Source organism: Streptomyces sp. NBC_00239, from assembly GCF_036194065.1.
Taxonomy (GTDB): Bacteria; Actinomycetota; Actinomycetes; order Streptomycetales; family Streptomycetaceae; genus Streptomyces.
In genome coordinates this window covers 4,536,812-4,556,052 of the sequence record NZ_CP108095.1, presented here as the reverse complement: position 1 = coordinate 4,556,052, position 19,241 = coordinate 4,536,812, and the positions used below count along the sequence as shown (strand labels likewise).

Genomic DNA, 19,241 nt, shown 5'->3' with positions numbered 1-19,241 from the left:
CGGTGGTCGATCGCCCGGGCTCAGCCGGCCGGTGCGAGCTTGACCATGTCCGCCTGCGGACCCTTCTGGCCCTGCGAGATCTCGAACTCGACTCGCTGACCTTCTTCAAGGGTGCGGTACCCGTCCATCTGGATCGCGCTGTAGTGGACGAACACGTCCGCACCACCGTCGACCGCGATGAAGCCGTAGCCCTTCTCCGCGTTGAACCACTTGACGGTGCCCTGAGCCATGGCTAACTCCCCTGTTACTGGCCCTTGCGCAGGACCGCCCTTCGCGGTCCCGGGTCAGATACTTGCGCCGGAACGCGTCGACCGCGGCTGAATGTATCTGCCCGGACGCTGTCTGCAACAGGTCATTCCGACGAGAATTCAGGACACGTCAATACGTCGACATTGGACGAAAACCAGGGAGACTTCCGGGCAACTCGGGCGGGACAAACCCTGCCTCAACACCCATAAGGCACAAGCACATTGGCCCGATGTCGACCCTCGCGGGGCACACTCACGCACGTAGGTCACAAACAACGCCGGGGACTACCCCAACCCTACCGCGCCCAATCAAGCAGAATTGCCCCCTCCGCTTTTGCGGAGAGGGCAATTCAGAAGAAGTGCGGGGATCGGGGAATCAGCAGCCGCCCGCGACCGCCGGAATGATCGACACTCCGGCGCCGTCCGGCGTCACCGTCGCGAGCCCGCCCTCGAAGCGCACGTCGTCGTCGTTCACGTAGACGTTCACGAAGCGGCGCAGCTTGCCCTGGTCGTCCAGCACGCGCGGGCCGATGCCCGGGTGGTTCTGCTCCAGGGAGGCGATGACCTCGGCGAGGGTGGCACCCTCGGCGGGGACCTCGGCCTTCCCGCCCGTGTACGTGCGGAGGATGGTGGGGATGCGGACGTTGACGCTCATGGCACTACTGCCTTTCCGGGTACGGAGGGGGATGGTCAGGCCAGGCCGGCGGCGCGGAAGGCGTCCAGGCTCGGGCGGATCGTGGCCGACAGGCCGGTGTCGGACGCGACCGCGTCCAGGGTCTTGAGACCGTCACCGGTGTTGAGCACGACCGTGGTCAGGGACGGGTCCAGGACGCCGTTCTCGATGAGCTTCTTCGTCACGCCGACGGTCACGCCGCCCGCGGTCTCGGCGAAGATGCCCTCGGTCTGCGCGAGCAGCTTGATGGCGTCGACGACCTGGTCGTCGTCGACGTCCTCGACGAAGCCGCCGGTGCGGCGCGCGATGTCCAGGACGTACGGGCCGTCGGCCGGGTTGCCGATCGCCAGGGACTTGGCGATGGTGTTCGGCTTCTGCGGGCGCACCACGTCGTGGCCGGCCTTGAAGGCGGTGGAGACCGGCGAGCAGCCCTCGGCCTGCGCGCCGAAGATCTTGTACGGCTTGTCCTCGACCAGGCCCAGCTTGATGAGCTCCTGGAGACCCTTGTCGATCTTCGTGAGCTGCGAGCCGGAGGCGATCGGGATGACGATCTGGTCCGGGATCCGCCAGCCGAGCTGCTCGCAGATCTCGTACGCCAGGGTCTTGGAGCCCTCGCCGTAGTACGGGCGCAGGTTGACGTTGACGAAGCCCCAGCCCTCGCCCAGCGGGTCGCCGATGAGCTCGGAGCAGAAGCGGTTGACGTCGTCGTAGTTGCCGTCGATGCCGACCAGGTCGCCGCCGTACACGGCGGCCATGACGACCTTGCCCTGCTCCAGGTCGTGCGGGATGAACACGCAGGAGCGGAAACCGGCGCGGGCGGCGGCGGCGCCGACGGCGCCGGCCAGGTTGCCGGTGGAGGAGCAGGAGAGCGTGGTGTAGCCGAAGGCGCGGGCGGCCTCGACGGCGATGGCGACGACACGGTCCTTGAAGGAGTGCGTCGGGTTGCCGGAGTCGTCCTTGACGTAGAGCTTGCCGGTGACGCCCAGCGCCTTGGCGAGGTTCTCGGCGTCGACGAGCTTGGTGAAGCCCGGGTTCAGGTTCGGCTTGTCGGCCACGTCGGCGGGGACGGGCAGCAGCGGGGCGTAGCGCCAGATGTTCTGGGGGCCGGCCTCGATGCGCTGCCGGAGCGCCTCCGGGTCGCCGAGCGGCAGGTCGTACGCCACTTCGAGGGGGCCGAAACACTCGGCACAGGCGAAGATGGGACCGAGGTCGAACCGCGTACCGCACTCACGGCACGAGAGGGCGGTGGCGGGACCGAGGTCGACGGAATCGACCTGGGCAGAGGTGACAGTCTGTACAGCCATGATGGCGAGGCCCTTTCTCCTCATCTTCCCCATGACGAACATCGCCATGAGACGGAATTGGCACCTTCCCGAGTCGGTGGAGGCCTCGCTGCTGTTGCGTGATCGCGAGTTACCGACTGGAGGGTTGCCGGGGCTTCAACGGGCCGTGTCCCTCTGCCCCTCTGGATGAGCGGTATGGCACCGGTGGCGCGCTCACACGCAACCGGGCGTTTGTCCGCGGGCCGACCCCGACATGCGATGGTCGTCCGCGTTGTTCAAGACTGTAACCGAAGGTGCGGGCCGCCGAGACGGCTGTCCGAACCGCGAGATGGATCATATTTCGGTCAGAAACAGGGGAGTACCGACCGTGCTGGAAGAGGTGGAGCGCTGGCTCGCCGGACGTTCCTGGTCGGCGGCCGACCGTCCGCTCGACCGGCTGATCGCCGCCAAACGGGCGGCCGGGACGACCGTCAGCGTCGTGCTGCCGGCGCTCGACGAGGAGGCGACGGTCGGCGAGATCGTCGAGGTCATCCGCCGCGAACTGGTCGAGGCGGTGCCGCTCGTCGACGAGCTGGTGGTCGTCGACTCGGGGTCCTCGGACCGGACCGCGGAGGTGGCCGCGAAGGCGGGCGCCCGGGTGGTGCACCGGGACGAGATCCTGCCCCGGATCCCGGCCCTGCCGGGCAAGGGCGAGGTGCTGTGGCGCTCGCTCCTCGTCACCACGGGCGACATCGTGTGCTTCGTCGACGCCGACCTGCGCGACTTCTCGGCCGACTTCGTCTCCGGGATAGTCGGCCCGCTGCTGACCGACCCGGACGTCCACTTCGTCAAGGCGATGTACGACCGTCCGCTGGGCGGCGCCCCGGGCGGGGGCCCCGGCCCGGGCGGCGCCGAGCAGGGCGGGCGGGTCACCGAGCTGGTGGCCAGGCCGCTGCTCAACCTGCACTGGCCGCAGCTGGCCGGTTTCGTGCAGCCGCTCGGCGGCGAGTACGCGGTCCGCCGCTCGCTGCTGGAGCGGCTGCCGTTCCCCGTCGGCTACGGGGTGGAGCTGGGGCTGCTGGTGGACGCCCTGCACACGGTGGGGCTGGACGCGCTCGCGCAGGTCGACGTGGGGGTGCGGTTGCACCGCCACCAGGACGGCCGGGCGCTGGGCCGGATGGCCGCCGCGATCTACCGGACCGCGCAGGTGCGGCTGTCGCGCGGGCACCTGGTGCGTCCCGAGCTCGTCCAGTTCGAGCGGGGCCCGGACGGCTTCGTGCCGCGCACGTACCCGGTGGACACCGAGGAGCGGCCGCCGATGGTGGAGATCAAGGAGTACCCGCAGCGGCGCGTGGCCTGACCCGTACGCCCGGCCGTGCCCCCGCGCGCCGGAAACGTTTGAGCGGGAGCGACCCGGGCTAGGTTGGCCGCATGCCTTCTCACGTGCTCGTCGCAGCGAACCGTGGCCCGCTCTCGTACGCCCTCGACGCCGACGGGAGCCTCGCGGCCCGGCGCGGCGGGGGCGGTCTGGTCTCCGGACTCTCGGCGGCGCTCGCACAGCAACCGGACGCCCTGTGGGTGTGCGCGGCTCTGGGCGACGCCGACCGGGAGGCGGTCCGGCAGGGCGTCGCCGAGCCGGGCGTCCGGATGCTGGACATCCCCGCCGACGTCTACGCGGACGCCTACAACGGCATCGCCAACTCGGTGCTGTGGTTCCTCCACCACCACCTGTACGACATTCCGCGCGAGCCGGTCTTCGACGCGGGTTTCCGACGGCAGTGGCAGGCGTACGAGACGTACAACCGGGCGTTCGCCGAGGCTCTGGCCGCGGAGGCGGCGCCCGGCGCGGCGGTGCTGGTGCAGGACTACCAGCTGGCCCTGGTGCCGGGCCTGCTGCGCGAGCTGCGCCCGGACCTGGTGATCGGCCACTTCACGCACACCCCGTGGGCCGACCCCGCGTACTTCGCGATGCTGCCGCAGGACGTACGCGAGCGACTGCTGTGGGGGATGCTCGGCGCGGACCGGCTGGGCTTCCACACGCAGGTCTGGGCGGACGCCTTCCGGGGGTGCGCCGAAGCCGGCCCCGGCGGGCTCGGCGGCACCGAGGTCGCGGTGTACCCGCTGGGCGTGGACGGGGAGGAGCTGCGGCGCCTCGCGTACCGGCCGGAGGTCGAGGACAAGCTGGCCGGGCTGCGGGCGGAGGTCGGCGGGCTGCGCACGATCGTGCGGGTGGACCGCACCGAGCTGTCGAAGAACATCGTCCGCGGGCTGCTCGCGTACCGGGAGCTGCTGGCGACCCGCCCCGAGTGGCGCGGCCGGGTGGTCCACCTGGCGTCGGCGTACCCGTCCCGGCAGGACCTGGCCTCGTACCGCGCCTACACGGCGGACGTGGCCCGGCTGGCCGGGGAGATCAACGAGGAGTTCGGCACGGCGGACTGGCAGCCGGTGCTGGTGTCGGTGCAGGACGACTTCGCCCGCTCGCTGGCCGCGTACCGGCTGGCCGACGTGGCGCTGGTGAATCCGGTGCGCGACGGCATGAACCTGGTGGCCAAGGAGATCCCGGTGGTCTCGGAGGCCGGGTGCGCGCTGGTGCTGTCCCGGGAGGCGGGGGCGTACGCGGAGCTGGCGCAGGACGTGTGCGCGGTGAATCCGTACGACGTCTCGCAGACCGCCGAGGCGCTGCACGAGGCGCTGTCGCTGCCGGAGCCGGAGCGGGCGGAGCGCACCAAGCGGCTGGCGGCCGCGGCGACCGCGCTGCCGCCGGCCCGCTGGTTCACCCGCCAGCTGAAGGACCTGCCGCGGGGCCGCCGCCCGGAGTGACGGCGGCGGCCAGGTCGGCGAGGAAGGCCACGACCGAGGCCGGGCCGTCGAGGATCAGGTCCGCGCGGGCGGCGAGCTCGGGCACCTCGGAGGAGCCGCTGCACACCAGCAGGCCGGGCAGGCCGTCGGCGCGCAGCTTCTCGACGGCGGCGAAGGCGGCGAGGTCGCCGAGGTCGTCGCCGGCGTAGAGGACGGCGCCGGCGCCGGTCTCGGCGAGGTACTCGGCGAGGGCGACGCCCTTGTCCATGCCCGGCGGGCGCAGTTCCAGGACGGCGCGGCCGGGTTCGAGGATCAGGCCGTGGCGGTGCGCGAGGTCGGCGAGCGGGGCGCGCAGCGCCTCGAAGGCGGCGGCGGGGTCGGCGGCGCGCCGGGTGTGGACGGCGACGGCCCGGCCCTTCTCCTCGATCCAGGTGCCGTGCCAGGCGCCGACCGCGTCCAGGCAGCCGGGCAGTTCGGCGCGGGCGGCGGCGACACCGGGGTGTTCGGCGGGGGCGTGGACGAGTCCGGAGACCGCGTCCCAGCGTTCGGCCCCGTAGTGGCCGAGGACGGTGAGGTGTTCCAGGCCGGGGACGCCCGCGAAGCCGCCGTAGCGGACGGCGACGCCGGCGGGCCGGCCGGTGATCACGGCCACCGAGAGGACCTGCGGGGCGAGGGCGGCGAGGGCGGGCACGGCGCGGGGGTGGGCGCGGGCCTGCTCGGGGTCGGGGACGATGTCGGCGAGGGTGCCGTCGAAGTCGAGCGCGACCACGGCGTGCGCGGGGGCGCGCAGCAGGGCGTCGAGGCCCTCGCGGCCGGCGGGGGTGCGGGGTTCGGGCAGCGCGGCCGTTTCGGGGCTCCGCCCCGGACCCCGCGCCTCGACCTCCCCCGGACTCCGTCCGGGGGCACCCCCGGGCGAGGCCGGATTTCGCACCTCCGGCGCGTCGGCGGGCTGGTGCGGATCCGGGATGTGCGGATGGCTCCCCATGGCTCCGACCCTACTGGGCCTCAGCGGCGGGCGCGCCGGTCCTCGCGGATCCGGCGGAGCCGGTGGACGGTGCCGGGGGCGTGGACGAGGGCCCGCGGGTCGTCCATGAGGGCGTTGAGCAGCTGGTAGTAGCGGACCGGGGAGATGCCGAGGCGTTCCCGTATGGCCCGTTCCTTGGCGCCGGGGCCGGGCCAGCTGCGGCCTTCGAAGGCGAGCACGGCGGTCTCGCGCTCGGTGAGCGCCTGCCGCCCGTGTCCGTCGTCCGTCATGCCTCCAACATAACCGGCGCCGCCGACACCCCGGCCGGGGTGTCGGCGGCGTGCGCGGTCACGGGAGGGATCAGTTCCCGTCGGCGCGGCGGGCGGTCGACGCGATCGACTCCAGGGCCTTCTCGGGGCGGCCGCCGGGCTGCATGGTCTTGCCGATGTTCCGCTTGATGTCCTCGCTGACCCCGGCCCAGGACTTCTTGCCGACGGGGTAGAGCCGGGAGCCGGGCAGGGCGCTCAGGAAGGTCTTGAGCTCCGGCGAGGCGCCGCCGCGGCCGGCCAGCATGGCCCGGTAGCCGCTGGTGGTGACGGGCAGCAGGTCGTAGGAGCTGGTGAACTTCGTGACGTTCTTCGCCTCGTAGAGGAAGTCGAGGAACTTGCCGGCCGCCTCGCGGTGGCCGCCGCTCTTGAAGGCCATGACCCAGTCGGCGACGCCCATGGTGGGCTTCTCCTGGCCGTCCACGGTGGGCATCGGGACCATGCCGAACTTCACGCCCTTGGCGGCCGCCTGCTTCATCAGGGTCGGGTGGCCGTTGAGCATGCCGACCTCGCCGCGCGCGAAGGCGTCGAAGGCGTCCTGGCGGTTGAGCTCCCAGGGCGCGGTGGCGCCCGTCAGCCCGGCCTCGTACAGGTGCTCCTTGACCCAGTTCAGGGAGCGGGCGTTCTCCGCCGAGTCGATGGCGTAGCTCTCGTCGTTGTCGGTGTAGCCGCCGCCTCCGGACAGGAGCCACATCATGGTCTCGGCCTGGGCCTCCTCGCGGCCCAGCGGCAGCGCGAAGGGGGTCTTGGCGACGCCCTTGAGCTTCTTGGCGTCGGCTTCGAGGTCGTCCCAGGACTTGGGGGCTTCCTTGATGCCGGCCTTGTCGAAGAGGGCCTCGTTGTAGAAGAGCAGTCGGGTGCTGGAGACGAAGGGCATGCCGTACTGGACGCGGCGGATCTTGCCGGCGTCGGCGAGCGGGCCGAGGAAGTCGGCCTCGGTGGTCACCGAGAGCAGCTGGTCGGTCGAGTACAGCTTGTCGGCGGCGGCGTAGTCCGCGTAGGCGCCGATCTGGGCTATGTCGGGGGCGTTGCCGGCCTTGTCGAGCTCGGCGACCTTGGCGTCGACCTCCTCCCAGGAGTAGACGTCGACCTCGACCTTGATGCCGGGGTTCGCCTCGGTGAAGGCGGCGGCGAGGTCGTTCCAGTACTGCTTGGAGGAATTGGCGGGATTGTCGCCGTAGTCGGCCGCCACGAGCCGGAGGGTCACCTCGTTGTCACCGGTGACGGTTCCGCAGCCGCTCAAGGCCACGGTCATGCACAGTGCCGCGGTGGCGGCGGCCAGGTTCCGGTAGCGCGGCTTCACAGCTGTTCCCACCCTCGTAGTCCCCTTCGATTCCCGTTTGTTTCCCGTTCGTCGTTTGTAAGGTCTACACCACTCTCACGCTCCGTTTACACGCGAGGTCGGTGTCCGGGCAAGGACCGAGGTCCCGATTTTGTATGGCCACTCAACAATCCCTTCCAGTGGACTAGACCTGTGCCTGTCCGACACGCGAGACTGTCCCCCGTGAAACCCGTGAAACACGTCATCGCCCTCGATGTGGGCGGCACCGGGATGAAGGCCGCCCTCGTCGGGGTGGACGGCACGCTGCTGCACGAAGCGCGCCGCGCCACCGGCCGCGAGCGCGGCCCCGAAGCCGTCGTCGAGTCGATCCTGGCCTTCGCCGCCGACCTGCACGCCCTCGGGCGCGAGCGGTACGGGCAGAGCGCCTCCGCCGCCGGAGTCGCCGTGCCCGGCATCGTCGACGCCGAGAACGGGCTGGCCGTGTACGCGGCCAACCTCGGCTGGCGTGACGTGCCGCTGCGCTCGATGCTCAGCGAACGCCTGGACGGCATCCCCGTCGCCCTCGGCCACGACGTCCGCACCGGCGGCCTCGCCGAAGGCCGGATCGGCGCCGGCCGGGGCGCCGACCGCTTCCTCTTCGTCCCCCTGGGCACCGGCATCGCGGGCGCCATCGGCATCGCCGGCCGGATCGAGGCCGGCGCGCACGGCTACGCCGGCGAGATCGGCCACATCGTGGTCCGCCCCGGCGGACCCGCGTGCGGCTGCGGCCAGCACGGCTGCCTGGAGACGCTCGCCTCCGCCTCCGCGGTGTCACGGGCCTGGGCCGCCGCGAACGGCGACCCCGAGGCGGACGCCGCGGACTGCGCCAAGGCCGTCGAATCCGGCAACCCGAAGGCCGTCGCCGTCTGGTCGGAGGCCGTCGGCGCCCTCGCCGACGGGCTGGTCACCGCCCTGACGCTGCTCGACCCGCGGACCCTGATCATCGGTGGCGGGCTCGCCGAGGCCGGGGAAACCTTGTTCACACCACTGCGGTCGGCCGTACGGGAACGCGTGACGTTCCAGCGGCTGCCGAACATCGTGCCGGCGGCCCTCGGGGACACCGCCGGATGCCTGGGCGCAGGCCTGCTCGCCTGGGACCTACTCGCCACGGAGGTATCCGCCTGATGTCCGGAAGCGCACACAGCACCGTTCTCTCCGGCGCCAGGGTGGTGCTGCCCACCGGAATCGTCGAGAACGGCCGCGTCATCGTCGAGGGCTCCCGGATCACGGGCGCCGCCGCCGAGAACGCGCAGGTCACCGACCTGTCCGGGCACTGGATCGTCCCCGGCTTCGTCGACATGCACAACCACGGCGGCGGTGGCGCCTCCTTCACCTCCGGCACCGCCGACGAGGTCCTCGCCGGCGTCCGCACGCACCGCGAGCACGGCACCACCACGCTCGTCGCCTCCACCGTCACCGACGACCTCGACGTACTCGCCCGGCGCGCCGCGCTGCTCGCCGAGCTGGCCCAGCAGGGGGACATCGCGGGCATCCACTTCGAAGGGCCGTTCATCTCCCCGTGCCGCAAGGGCGCGCACATGGAGAACCTGCTCCGGGACCCCGACCCGGCCGAGGTCCGCAAGCTCATCGACGCCGCGCACGGGCAGGCCCGGATGGTCACCCTCGCCACCGAGCTGCCCGGCGGCCTGGACTCCGTACGGCTGCTCGCCGAGCACGGCGTGATCGCCGCGATCGGGCACACGGACGCCACGTACGAGCAGACCGCGCAGGCCATCGACGCGGGCGCCACCGTCGCCACGCACCTGTACAACGCGATGCCGGGCCTCGCTCACCGGGCGCCCGGGCCGATCGCCGCGCTGCTGGAGGACGAGCGGATCACCGTCGAGCTCATCAACGACGGCACGCACCTGCACCCGGCCATGCTGGAACTGGCGTTCCACCACGCGGGGGCGCACCGGGTCGCGCTGATCACCGACGCGATGGACGCGGCCGGATTCGGTGACGGCATCTACCAGCTCGGGCCGATGGAGGTCGAGGTCAAGGACAGCGTCGCCCGGCTCGTCGAGGGCGGGTCGATCGCGGGCTCCACGCTGACGCTGGACACCGCGTTCCGGCGGTCCGTCACCGTCGACAAGCTGCCGGTGGAGTCTGTCGTGCAGGCGATCTCCGCCAATCCGGCGAAGCTGCTGGGTCTGTACGACCAGGTCGGCTCCCTGGAGCCGGGGAAGTACGCGGACCTGGTCGTCCTCGACGCCGACTTCGCCCTCAAGGGCGTGATGCGCCAGGGCACCTGGCTCGTAGACCCCCGCCGTTGACGGCCCCCGCCTCCCCGACCCGCGACCCCCAGCCCCGCCGGCTGACCGGAGCACGCCTTTCGGCTACGCCGACGCCCTCGGGGGCAGCTTCCAGCCTCGCCGGCTGACCGGGGGCCCACCCTTCAGCCTCCCCGACGCCCTCGGGGGCAACCTCCAGCCTCGCCGACTGACCGGGGCACGCCTTTCGGCTACGCCGACGCCCTCGGGGGCAGCTTCCAGCCTCGCCGGCGTTTGAGGCGCGGGTCCGGGCGGAGCCCGGTGCCCGGCGGAGCCGGGTTGTTCGTTGGGGCTCCGCCCCAAACCCCGCGCCTCAAACGCCGGCGAGGCTGGATGTTGCCCTCAGGGCGTCGGCAAGGCTGAGGGTGGGCGTTCGGGTGGGACGGGTACTGACGCGCGAGGGAGGGCAGGTGGCATGATCCCCGCACTGGACACGTACGCCCGAACACCGGATCGGGCCCCCGGGGGTGCACCCATGATCCTGACCGTGACGCTCAACACCGCGCTGGACGTGACGTACCACGTCCCCCGGCTCCGCCCACACGCCTCACACCGCGTCTCCGACATCACCGAACGCCCCGGTGGCAAGGGCGTCAACGTCGCCCGCGTGCTGGCCGCGCTCGGCCATGAGGTCACCGCGACCGGATTCGCGGGCGGCCCGGTCGGCGAGGTGCTGCGCACCGCCCTCGCCCACTCCCCCGGCGTCCGCGACGCGTTCGTGCCGTGCGCCGGCACCACCCGCCGCACCCTGGCCGTCGTCGACGAAACCACCGGCGACACCACGCAGTTCAACGAGGCCGGCCCCGACATCGCCCCCGCCGAGTGGGCCGCCTTCCTCACCCGCTTCGAGGAGCTGGCAGCCGGCGCCCGAGCCGTCGCGCTCTGCGGCAGCCTGCCGCCCGGCGTCCCCGTCGGCGCGTACGCCACCCTCATCCGCGCGGCCCGCGCGGCCGGCGTGCCGGTCCTCCTCGACACCAGCGGCGAGCCGCTGCGCCGCGGGGTCGCCGCCCGCCCCGACATCGTCAAGCCGAACGCGTCCGAGCTGGCCCAACTCACCGGTTCCCGCGAGCCCTTGCCCGCGACCCTGGCCGCCCGCCGGCGCGGCGCGCACGCCGTGGTCACCTCGCTCGGCCCGGCCGGCCTGCTGGCCGCCACCCCGCAGGGCGTCTGGCAGGCCGCCCCGCCCGCACCGCTGGCCGGCAACCCGACGGGCGCGGGCGACTCGGCGGTCGCCGGCCTGCTGGCGGGCCTGGCCCACGACGAGGACTGGCCGACCCGCCTGACCCACGCGGTCGCCCTGTCGGCGGCAACGGTAAAGGCCCCCGCGGCGGGCGAATTCGACGCGGGGACCTATGAACTGCTCCGGCAGACCGTCACCGTGACGGCCGGTCAGCCGGGGTGCCGCTGACGCGGCCCGGCGATCAGTCGGTGACCTGACCCTTGGCCAGCCGGAGCTGGTCGATGACGGCCTCGCACTTGTTCGTGGACTCACAGGAGATCTTCAGGGCGTTGGTGCCCTTGGCGAGGTGGATCCACGAGTAGCTCTTGGTCCAGCCCTTCTCCCAGTCGCCTTCAGGGGCGCGCGAGAAGTTCCTGAGGCTTATCGCGCGGGTCTGCACCACACCGTTGATGGTGAGGGTGCCGTCCGCGTCCTTGCCGGGCACGCCGTAGTTCACGAACAGCGTGTACTCGCCCGTCTCGGGGACGTCCACCGTCCAGGTCACGGCCGCGCCGACCTTGTTGAAGCCGCCGACGTACTGGCCGCCCGCGCCCTTCGCACCGGGGACCGAGCTCTCGACCGTGGCGCCGCCCGACAGGGCCAGGCCGGTGCCGGCCGCGGCGTCCGCCTTCGGCATCTCGGCCTTCTTCGAAGGCTTGCTCTCCGGGGTCTTGCCGCCCGGGGTCCGCGGGGCCTCGCTCACCTTGTCCGCGGGGCCGCCGGACAGGTCCTCGCCCTTGTCCTTGCCCTTGTCGGAGATGAGCGCCACACCGATGCCGATGACGACCGCGCCGACCACGGCCACGGCCGCGATCAGCATGCCCTTGCGGCTGGAGCCGCGGGGCGGCGCCGGCTGGGAGTACTGCGGGGGCTGCTGGCCGTACTGCTGCTGCGGCGGGACCCCGTAGCCGCCCGCCTGGATCGCCTCGGGCGCCTGGTAGTGCGGCTGGGGCTGGTGCGGCTGCTGGTGGGGCGCCTGGTGCGCGGGCTGCTGCGGGACGTGACCGCGCTGGCCGCCGTACGTGCGCTCACCGACCGTGCGCACCTGGTTGTACGAGGTCCTCGGGACGCCCGGCTGGGCGCCGGCCTGACCCGGGTAGCCGTAACCGCCGCCGTGGGTGGGCGGGGTGGCACCGGCCGCCTGGCCGTCCGCGTAGAGGTAGCCGAACGGGTCGTCGTCTTCGGGCGTGTTCGCGCCGTTGTTCGGGCCGTTGTTCGCGGGCGTCGTCATCGCAGGTCACTCCTTTCGACCCGGGCGAGCCTACCTCGAACAGGCGCGCTCCCGGGCTGCGGATGACCTCAGCCCGCCCGCCGGTGGGCCTTGGAGCGCGACCGCTTCTCGATGTACATCCGCTGGTCGGCGGAGCGCAGCACCTCGTCCGCGGACATTCCGCAGCTGGCCCAGCCGATGCCGAAACTGGCCCCCACCCGCACCGCACGGCCGTCCACGCGGATCGGCGGGATGATCGCGTTGCGCAGGCGTACGGCGAGATCGGCGGCGTCGGCCGCGCCGAGCCCGTCGGCGAGAACGACGAATTCGTCACCACCCAGCCGGGCGACGGTGTCACCGTCGCGTACACCGGTCGTCAAGCGGCGCGCGACCTCGATGAGCACCGCGTCGCCGGTGTGGTGCCCGAACCGGTCGTTGATCGACTTGAAGCCGTCGAGATCGCAGAAGAGAACGGCCAGGCCCTTGGTGCCGTCGTCGATGTCCGTGGCGGGCGCGACGGTGTGCACGTGGTGGTCGTACCCCCCGGCCTCCGGTCCGACGCCGCCGCCCGGGCCGCCGGCGGCGAGCTCGAAGGGGTCCCCGAAGCCGTCCGGCGGAAAGCCGTGCTCGCCGCCGACGGCGACGCCGTCCCCCGGCCGCCCTTCGAACGCCGCGTCCAGGGCCTCCACGGCGGTCGCCCGTACGGACTGTGGCCGACGGCACAGCCGCGCGCCGAGCCGGGAGCGCAGCTCGGCGCTGTTGGGCAGGCCGGTCAGGGAGTCGTGGCTGGCCCGGTGCGCGAGTTGCAGCTCGTGCCGCTTGCGCTCCTCGATGTCCTCGACGTGGGTGAGCAGGAAGCGGGGCCCGTCGGCGGCGTCCGCGACGACGGAGTTGCGCAGCGAGACCCATACGTACGTGCCGTCGCGGCGGCCCAGCCGCAGCTCGGCGCGGCCGCCCTCGGCGGAGGTCCGCAGCAGGGTGCCGATGTCCTCGGGGTGCACGAGGTCGGAGAAGGAGTAGCGGCGCAGTACGGAGGCGGGCCGGCCGAGCAGCCGGCACAGGGCGTCGTTGGTGCGCAGCAGCCGGCCGTGCTGGTCGCCGCCCATCTCGGCGATGGCCATGCCGCTGGGCGCGTACTCGAAGGCCTGCCGGAACGACTCCTCGCTGGCGCGCAGGGCCTGCTGCTCGCGCTCCAGGCGGACCAGGGCGCGCTGCATGTTCGCCCGCAGCCGGGCATTGCTGATCGCAATGGCCGCCTGGAACGCGTACATCTGGAGTGCTTCGCGGCCCCAGGCGCCCGGGCGGCGTCCGTTGCGCGGCTTGTCGACCGAGATGACCCCGAGCAGTTCGCCGCCGGAGGCGTACATGGGGGCGTAGAGCCGGTCCTCGGGGTGCCACTCGTCCTCGAACCGCGGATCGGGGCCCTCGGTGTGCCACTGGGGGACGTCGTCCTCCAGCAGGACCCAGCCCTCCGTGTGCGGGATGAAGCGCAGGCCGTCCCAGGACTCGCCCATCGACAGGCGGCGCTCCCAGGAGGTGCGGGAGCCGACGCGGCCGGTGATGAGGGCTTCCGCGGCCGGGTTCCCGGCGAAGGCGGCGACGACGAGATCACCGTCGGGGCGGACCAGGTTGACACAGGCGAGCTCGTAGCCGAGGCCCACGACAATGCCGTCCACGACGGTCTGCAGAGTGTCCGCCAGGCTCCGGGCCGTATTGAGTTCGGCCACCACCTGGTGTAGCTGCCGCAGGGTCGCAAGACGGACGTACGGCTCCGACTCGGTCTCCATTGCTCGCTCTCCCCGAGACCTCGACAGCAACTCCAGGTTTGTCATCGGCGTTTCGTTGCGGTGTCCTTTCCACTGAATCACAGTGAGCTGTGCCGCCGGTACACAGGGTCAACAAATCTTGCCCTCTGTGACTCAAGTCACATGAGATGAATTACGGCCGCCTGAATGGCTGGGAGCGCTCCCCCTCATTCCCGCGAGCAAACGATACGACGGCGGGTACGCCGACAGCCCTAGGTCGCGGCTCGGTCGCGCGCCCGATGCACCGCCCGGGAGGGCGAGACTAGCGTTTCGGACGTGTGGAAGACGAGCCCCCCGAGTGCCCCTGCGACGGTCCCCGCGACGACCGCGACCCCTCATGCTGAAGGGGTGAGCAATGACGAGTTCCGCGCGGCGATGTCCCGGCTCGCGGCGGGCGTGGTCCTGATCACCGCCACGGAGCCGCCGCTGAACGAGGACGTCGGCATGACGGCGACCGCGTTCATGTCGGTGTCGCTGGATCCGCCGCTGGTCCTGGTCAGCCTGCGCGAGGGCTCCCGGATGGACGACCTCCTCGCCGAGCAGCCGCTGTGGGGCGTCTCGGTGCTGTCGGAGAGTCAGCGGCACGTGGCCGGGCGGTTCGCGATGAAGGGCCGGATCAGCGACCGGCTGCTCTTCGAGGACGTGCCGTACGTACGCGGCGAGGTGTGCGGGGCGCCGCTGATCGGCGGGGCGCTGGCCACGCTGGAGTGCCGCACCGAGTCCCGGGTCGAGGCCGGGGACCACACGCTGGTGGTGGGGCGGGTGCTGAGCGCGGCCCTGCCGTCGGGCGAGGGCTCCCCCCTGGCGTACTTCCGCGGGCGCTACCGGCAGCTGGGCGGCTGACGGGTCACCAGTCGCGGCCGGAGCGGCCGCGCTTGGTGTCGGCGCGGGCCTTCTTCTCGCGCAGCCGCCGCTCGTTGATCCCGCGCGGGATCTTCGTGGCGCGGCGCGGCTTGGGCGGCGGCGCGGTCGCCTCCGCGAGCAGCGCGGTCAGCCGGACGGCGGCCATCTCGCGGTTGCGCCACTGGGAGCGGTGCTCGGAGGCCTTCACGGTCACGACCCCGCCGACCAGCCGGCCGGCGAGCCGCTCCAGCGCCCGCTCCTTCCACACGTCCGGCAGCGCCTTCGTGGCGGCCAGGTCGAAGCTCAGCTCCGCCTTCGAATCGGAGGTGTTCACGTGCTGCCCGCCCGGCCCGGAGGAGCGCGAGAAACGCCAGACGAGCTCGGACTCCGGCAGGACGACCGAACCGCGGATGACATAGGGACCAGGCATGCCCCCTATGATCCCGCCCCGCCGGACCCCCGTCACTCCTATTTCGCGTCGCAGGAACCCGTCGGGCCCCTCGCTGCGTTATGACAGACAGCGGTAGCTTGACGGTGGCCGGCACGAACCGACGGCCACGGACGACGAAAGAGGAGACATCTCCAATGGCGGTTAGCCTGTCCAAGGGCGGCAACGTCTCGCTCACGAAGGAGGCCCCGGGCCTCAGCGCCGTCACGGTCGGCCTCGGCTGGGACGTCCGCACGACCACGGGTGTGGACTTCGACCTCGACGCCTCTGCCATCGCGGTGACCGCGCTGGGCAAGGTCGTCTCCGACGGCCACTTCGTCTTCTTCAACAACAAGTCCACCCCGGACCAGACCATCGTGCACACCGGTGACAACCGGACCGGCGAGGGCGCGGGCGACGACGAGGCCATCAACGTCAACCTGGCCGGCCTCCCGGCCGACGTCGACAAGATCGTCTTCCCGGTCTCGATCTACGACGCCGATTCCCGCGGCCAGAACTTCGGCCAGGTCCGCAACGCGTACATCCGCGTCGTGAACCAGGCCGGCGGCGCCGAGATCGCCCGCTACGACCTCTCCGAGGACGCGGCGACCGAGACCGCGATGGTCTTCGGCGAGCTGTACCGCAACGGCGCGGAGTGGAAGTTCCGCGCGGTGGGCCAGGGCTACGCCTCCGGCCTGACCGGCATCGCCCAGGACTTCGGCGTCAACGTCTGACCTCCTGCCCGAGCCCCCCACGGCAACCCGCCGCGGGGGGCTCCGCCGTACCCGGCCCCCGGCGTGCGGGGCCGCCCCCCTACGGACCCCCTGGCGGGCAACATCCAGCCCTTGCCGGTGCCCGGGGGCAATATGCGGCCTTGGCGGTGCCCTGGGGGGCAACACCCAGCCCTTGCCGGTGCCCGGGGGCAATACGCGGCCTTGGCGGTGCCCTGGGGGCAACACCCAGCCCTTGCCTGTGCCCCGGGCGCGATTCCCGGCCTTGCCGGTGCCCTGGGGGGCAACATCCAGCCCTTGTCGGCGCTGCGCGCGGCAATTCCAGCCTCGCCGGCGTTTGAGGCGCGGGGTTTGGGGCGGAGCCCCAAGACAACCCGGCTCCGCCGGGTACCGGGCTCCGCCCGGACCCGCTCCTCAAGCGCCGGAGGGGCTGAAGGGTGCGGGGGGTTGCCGGGCTCCGCCCGGACCGCTCCTCAAGCGCCGGAGAGGCTGGGGGTGCACCGGAGGGGCTGAAGGGTGCGTGGGGTTGCCGGGCTCCGCCCGGACCCGCGCCTCAAGCGCCGGAGGGGCTGGGGGGTGCCCCCAGGGCACTGGCGAGGCTGGGGGCGTCACCGTCAGCCGGCGAGGCTGGGGGCGTCACCGTGAGTCGGCGGGGCGGGGTGTGCCCAGCGGGCCGGGCGGGGGCAGCCCGCCGTACGGGGGCGTCAGGGTGTGGCGGGTTTGGCTTTGCCGTACAGCCACGTGTCCCAGACGTCGTCGAGGTCGTGGCCGGTGCGCGCCTCGGCGTACCCGGTGAAGTCGTCGGTGCTCGCGCTGCCGTGCCGCCGCTCCGCCGCCCAGCCGCGTACGAGCGAGAAGAAGGCCGGGTCGCCGACCTCCTGCCGGATCTTGTGGAGCACCATCGCGGCCCGGTGGTAGACCGGCGGGTCGGAGATGTACTCGGGCCCCGGCGGTTCGGCGGGCGGGAACGCCCAGATGTCGTCGCCGGCCTCGTCGTCGACGTCGGTGTCGCCCTCGTAGAACCCGTCGAACTTCTCCTGCGCGGTGTAGCCGTCGTGGTCCTCGGACCACAGCCACTGCGCATAGGTGGCGAAGCCCTCGTTGAGCCACATGTCCCGCCAGCTCTTCGGCGACACCGAGTTGCCGAACCACTGGTGGGCGATCTCGTGGACGATCAGTTCCTCGTTCGGGGCGCTGGAGTAGACGGGCCGGGTCTGGGTCTCCAGCGCGTACCCGAGGGTGTTGCCGCGTTCGACGATCGCGCCGGCGGAGTTGAAGGGGTACGGGCCGAATTTCTTGTCGCCCCAGGCCAGGACCTTGGGCAGCAGCGCCAGCGCGGGCGCGCTCCGCTTGGCCTCGGAGGGGTCGACGGCCGAGTAGAGCGGCAGGCCGTCGGGGGTGCGGCCGGTGGTGACCTGGTAGCGGCCGACGGCGACCGTCGCGAGGTAGCTCGCCATGGGCGCGCCGCCGCGCCACTGGAAGGTGGTGCCGTCGGCGTCGCTCACGCGTGATTCGAGGACGCCGTTGGACACGGCCTCGTAGCCGGACGGGACGGTGATCCGAACGTCGTGGCGGGCCTTGTCGCTCGGGTGGTGGTTGCCGGGGAACCAGGCCATGGAGCCGACCGGCTCGCCGACCGCGATCGCGCCGTCCTCGGTACGGATCCACCCCTCCTCGGACCCGTCCGGGTCCTGGAACGACCGCGGCTTGCCCGAGTAGCGCACGACCGTGCGGAAGGACGCGCCCTTCTTCAGGTCGTCGGCGGGGCGGATCGTCAGTTCCTGACCGGCCCGGTTGAAGCGGGCGTCCTTGCCGTCGACGGTGACGGACTCGACGTCCATCCCGTCGAGGTCGAGGTTGAAGGCGCTGAGCGACTGGGTGGCGGCCGCGGTGATCTCGGTGGTGCCGGACAGCTCGCCGCTGTCGGGGGCGTAGTCGAGGGTGATCCCGTAGTGGCTCACGTCGTAGCCGCCGTTGCCCGCCCGCGGGAAGTACGGGTCCCGCAGCCCGGACGCGCCCGGCCGCCCCTGCACCGGGCCGCCCGTACACGCGCTCAGCACGGTGAGCGCGAGGACGGCGGCGACGGCGGCAGCGGGGCGGGTGCGGGTCGTACGGGTCGTACGGGTACGGGTGCGGGTGCGGTGGTCCACGCTCTTGATCCTAAACGGGGCCGCACCCGGACAAGAGGTCAGTTCTGGACGGCCTCGACGCCGGCCTTCGCGAACTTCTCGTCCAGGTCGCCGCTGGGCGCGCCGGCCACACCGATGCCGGCCACGGGGGCGCCCTTGGCCTGCACCGGGACGCCGCCGCCGAGGAACAGCGTGCCGGGGATGTCCTTCAGGTTCGGGGCCTGGGCGAGGCGGCCGGCGAGGACGGAGGTCGGGGCGTTCCAGGACACGGCGGTGAACGCCTTGCGCTCGGCGGACTCGTAGGACTGCGGGCCGGCACCGTCGCCGCGCAGGGTGACGATGGTGTTGCCGTTGCGGTCCACGACGGCGACGCTGACGCGCTGGTTCTCGTCCTCGGCGGCGTCCAGCGCGGCCTGGGCCGCCTCGGTCGCGGCGGCGATCGACAGGTGCGTCGAGGTGACGAAGGCGCCGCCGTCGTCCTTCTTCTTGGCCGCGGCCGCGGCGGGCGCGGCGGCGGGGGCGGGGGCGGCGCTGGCGCTGATGGCACCGAAGGTGCCGGCTCCCAGGGCGGCCGCCAGCGCGGCACCGGTCAGGACGCGGGTACGGGTCTTCATGTCGGGCTCCTTGCAGTCGGCGGGCTGTCCGCTCCTCAATCCTGGGTCCGGACCCGGCCCCCACCCGTCGTCGTACCGGCTGCCGGCGACTGCCGGACCGGCTGACCCCCGGGTCAACCGATCGGCCGATGCGAACCCGCCCCGCAGGTGATCCCCTGAAACCCCACCCCGCCCACCACGCCCGAGGCCCAGCCCCGGCCCAGCCCCGGCCCGACGCCGCTCGGCCGGCGCCCTGCGGCGCAACCCCCAGCCTCGCCTGGGGGTGCCCCCGGACGGAGTCTGGGGGAGTTTGAGGGCGGGGTTTGGGGCGGAGCCCCAAGAACAACCCGGCTCCGCCGGGCACCGGTCTCCGCCCGGACCCGCTCCTCAAACGCCGGAGGGGCTGGGGATTGCCGCC

General features: G+C 72.5%; 18 protein-coding genes and 1 riboswitch. Of the genes, 7 read left to right on the top strand and 11 right to left on the bottom strand.

Annotated elements, in window-relative coordinates; translation table 11 throughout:
* Positions 1-20 precede the first annotated feature (20 nt).
* The 3 genes from OG764_RS20190 to thrC all read right to left on the bottom strand — a co-directional run bounded on the left by OG764_RS20190 (position 21) and on the right by thrC (position 2,225).
* Positions 21-230 (bottom strand): cold-shock protein, encoded by a 210-nt coding sequence (locus OG764_RS20190; RefSeq protein WP_007265554.1) that lies wholly within the window; start codon positions 228-230, stop codon positions 21-23.
* 394 nt (positions 231-624) lie between these two features.
* Positions 625-903, bottom strand: coding sequence for a MoaD/ThiS family protein (locus OG764_RS20185; RefSeq protein WP_328969811.1), 279 nt, complete (start codon positions 901-903; stop codon positions 625-627).
* Between the two features lie 35 nt (positions 904-938).
* Positions 939-2,225 (bottom strand): threonine synthase, encoded by a 1,287-nt coding sequence (gene thrC / locus OG764_RS20180; RefSeq protein ID WP_328969810.1) that lies wholly within the window; start codon positions 2,223-2,225, stop codon positions 939-941.
* A 17-nt stretch (positions 2,226-2,242) separates the two neighbouring features.
* Positions 2,243-2,397: riboswitch (SAM riboswitch) on the bottom strand.
* Between the two features lie 174 nt (positions 2,398-2,571).
* Here thrC and OG764_RS20175 point away from each other — a divergent pair.
* Together OG764_RS20175 and OG764_RS20170 are read left to right on the top strand one after the other, a co-directional pair.
* A complete protein-coding gene (locus OG764_RS20175; protein ID WP_328969809.1) occupies positions 2,572-3,543 on the top strand; it encodes a glucosyl-3-phosphoglycerate synthase in 972 nt (323 codons plus the stop codon).
* A 71-nt stretch (positions 3,544-3,614) separates the two neighbouring features.
* Positions 3,615-5,003, top strand: coding sequence for an alpha,alpha-trehalose-phosphate synthase (UDP-forming) (locus tag OG764_RS20170; RefSeq protein ID WP_328969808.1), 1,389 nt, complete (start codon positions 3,615-3,617; stop codon positions 5,001-5,003).
* Here the strand turns inward: OG764_RS20170 and otsB are convergent.
* The 3 genes from otsB to OG764_RS20155 all read right to left on the bottom strand — a co-directional run bounded on the left by otsB (position 4,957) and on the right by OG764_RS20155 (position 7,587).
* Positions 4,957-5,967: a trehalose-phosphatase gene (gene otsB / locus OG764_RS20165; protein ID WP_328969807.1), complete on the bottom strand. Its 1,011-nt coding sequence runs from the start codon at positions 5,965-5,967 to the stop codon at positions 4,957-4,959. The two genes, OG764_RS20170 and otsB, sit on opposite strands and share 47 nt — an antisense overlap.
* 20 nt (positions 5,968-5,987) lie before the next feature.
* The gene (locus OG764_RS20160; RefSeq protein ID WP_328969806.1) at positions 5,988-6,236 is read right to left on the bottom strand and encodes a DUF3263 domain-containing protein; all 249 of its coding nucleotides are present in this window, start codon (positions 6,234-6,236) and stop codon (positions 5,988-5,990) included.
* Between the two features lie 70 nt (positions 6,237-6,306).
* Entirely contained in the window at positions 6,307-7,587 is a 1,281-nt protein-coding gene (locus tag OG764_RS20155; protein ID WP_328969805.1) for an ABC transporter substrate-binding protein, read from the bottom strand.
* A gap of 198 nt (positions 7,588-7,785) precedes the next feature.
* On the opposite strand from OG764_RS20155, the gene OG764_RS20150 reads away from it, so the two are divergent.
* The 3 genes from OG764_RS20150 to OG764_RS20140 all read left to right on the top strand — a co-directional run bounded on the left by OG764_RS20150 (position 7,786) and on the right by OG764_RS20140 (position 11,274).
* The gene (locus tag OG764_RS20150) at positions 7,786-8,718 is read left to right on the top strand and encodes an ROK family protein (protein WP_328973083.1); all 933 of its coding nucleotides are present in this window, start codon (positions 7,786-7,788) and stop codon (positions 8,716-8,718) included.
* Positions 8,718-9,869 carry an N-acetylglucosamine-6-phosphate deacetylase gene (gene nagA, locus OG764_RS20145; protein WP_328969804.1) on the top strand — a complete coding sequence of 384 codons (1,152 nt, stop codon included), beginning with the start codon at positions 8,718-8,720 and terminating at the stop codon, positions 9,867-9,869. The genes OG764_RS20150 and nagA overlap by 1 nt, the downstream gene beginning before the upstream one ends.
* 472 nt (positions 9,870-10,341) lie before the next feature.
* Positions 10,342-11,274 carry a 1-phosphofructokinase family hexose kinase gene (locus OG764_RS20140; protein WP_328969803.1) on the top strand — a complete coding sequence of 311 codons (933 nt, stop codon included), beginning with the start codon at positions 10,342-10,344 and terminating at the stop codon, positions 11,272-11,274.
* A gap of 13 nt (positions 11,275-11,287) precedes the next feature.
* On the opposite strand, the gene OG764_RS20135 is transcribed toward OG764_RS20140, so the two are convergent.
* Together OG764_RS20135 and cdgB are read right to left on the bottom strand one after the other, a co-directional pair.
* Positions 11,288-12,316, bottom strand: coding sequence for a CBM35 domain-containing protein (locus tag OG764_RS20135; protein ID WP_328969802.1), 1,029 nt, complete (start codon positions 12,314-12,316; stop codon positions 11,288-11,290).
* A gap of 68 nt (positions 12,317-12,384) precedes the next feature.
* Entirely contained in the window at positions 12,385-14,082 is a 1,698-nt protein-coding gene (cdgB, locus tag OG764_RS20130; RefSeq protein WP_328969801.1) for a diguanylate cyclase CdgB, read from the bottom strand.
* Between the two features lie 294 nt (positions 14,083-14,376).
* Here cdgB and OG764_RS20125 point away from each other — a divergent pair, with 294 nt between their 5' ends.
* A complete protein-coding gene (locus tag OG764_RS20125; protein ID WP_328969800.1) occupies positions 14,377-14,943 on the top strand; it encodes a flavin reductase family protein in 567 nt (188 codons plus the stop codon).
* Between the two features lie 4 nt (positions 14,944-14,947).
* Here the strand turns inward: OG764_RS20125 and arfB are convergent, their stop codons facing one another.
* Entirely contained in the window at positions 14,948-15,373 is a 426-nt protein-coding gene (gene arfB, locus OG764_RS20120; protein ID WP_328969799.1) for an alternative ribosome rescue aminoacyl-tRNA hydrolase ArfB, read from the bottom strand.
* 155 nt (positions 15,374-15,528) lie between these two features.
* On the opposite strand from arfB, the gene OG764_RS20115 reads away from it, so the two are divergent.
* A complete protein-coding gene (locus OG764_RS20115; RefSeq protein WP_328969798.1) occupies positions 15,529-16,104 on the top strand; it encodes a TerD family protein in 576 nt (191 codons plus the stop codon).
* 701 nt (positions 16,105-16,805) lie between these two features.
* Here the strand turns inward: OG764_RS20115 and OG764_RS20110 are convergent.
* Both OG764_RS20110 and OG764_RS20105 read right to left on the bottom strand, forming a co-directional pair.
* Positions 16,806-18,251, bottom strand: coding sequence for a M1 family metallopeptidase (locus OG764_RS20110; RefSeq protein WP_443055995.1), 1,446 nt, complete (start codon positions 18,249-18,251; stop codon positions 16,806-16,808).
* A 38-nt stretch (positions 18,252-18,289) separates the two neighbouring features.
* Positions 18,290-18,844, bottom strand: a complete 555-nt coding sequence (locus OG764_RS20105; RefSeq protein WP_328969797.1) for a GlcG/HbpS family heme-binding protein — start codon at positions 18,842-18,844, stop codon at positions 18,290-18,292.
* Positions 18,845-19,241: the final 397 nt, after the last annotated feature.

What these genes read in the sequence shown, in the direction of transcription:
- OG764_RS20135 (WP_328969802.1), bottom strand. Translation starts at nt 12,316, where the DNA reads ATGACGACGCCCGCGAACAACGGCCCGAACAACGGCGCGAACACGCCC.
- OG764_RS20140 (WP_328969803.1), top strand. Translation starts at nt 10,342, where the DNA reads ATGATCCTGACCGTGACGCTCAACACCGCGCTGGACGTGACGTACCAC.
- otsB (WP_328969807.1), bottom strand. Translation starts at nt 5,967, where the DNA reads ATGGGGAGCCATCCGCACATCCCGGATCCGCACCAGCCCGCCGACGCG.
- OG764_RS20170 (WP_328969808.1), top strand. Translation starts at nt 3,615, where the DNA reads ATGCCTTCTCACGTGCTCGTCGCAGCGAACCGTGGCCCGCTCTCGTAC.
- nagA (WP_328969804.1), top strand. Translation starts at nt 8,718, where the DNA reads ATGTCCGGAAGCGCACACAGCACCGTTCTCTCCGGCGCCAGGGTGGTG.
- OG764_RS20105 (WP_328969797.1), bottom strand. Translation starts at nt 18,844, where the DNA reads ATGAAGACCCGTACCCGCGTCCTGACCGGTGCCGCGCTGGCGGCCGCC.
- cdgB (WP_328969801.1), bottom strand. Translation starts at nt 14,082, where the DNA reads ATGGAGACCGAGTCGGAGCCGTACGTCCGTCTTGCGACCCTGCGGCAG.
- OG764_RS20190 (WP_007265554.1), bottom strand. Translation starts at nt 230, where the DNA reads ATGGCTCAGGGCACCGTCAAGTGGTTCAACGCGGAGAAGGGCTACGGC.
- OG764_RS20185 (WP_328969811.1), bottom strand. Translation starts at nt 903, where the DNA reads ATGAGCGTCAACGTCCGCATCCCCACCATCCTCCGCACGTACACGGGC.
- OG764_RS20115 (WP_328969798.1), top strand. Translation starts at nt 15,529, where the DNA reads ATGGCGGTTAGCCTGTCCAAGGGCGGCAACGTCTCGCTCACGAAGGAG.
- OG764_RS20160 (WP_328969806.1), bottom strand. Translation starts at nt 6,236, where the DNA reads ATGACGGACGACGGACACGGGCGGCAGGCGCTCACCGAGCGCGAGACC.
- thrC (WP_328969810.1), bottom strand. Translation starts at nt 2,225, where the DNA reads ATGGCTGTACAGACTGTCACCTCTGCCCAGGTCGATTCCGTCGACCTC.
- arfB (WP_328969799.1), bottom strand. Translation starts at nt 15,373, where the DNA reads ATGCCTGGTCCCTATGTCATCCGCGGTTCGGTCGTCCTGCCGGAGTCC.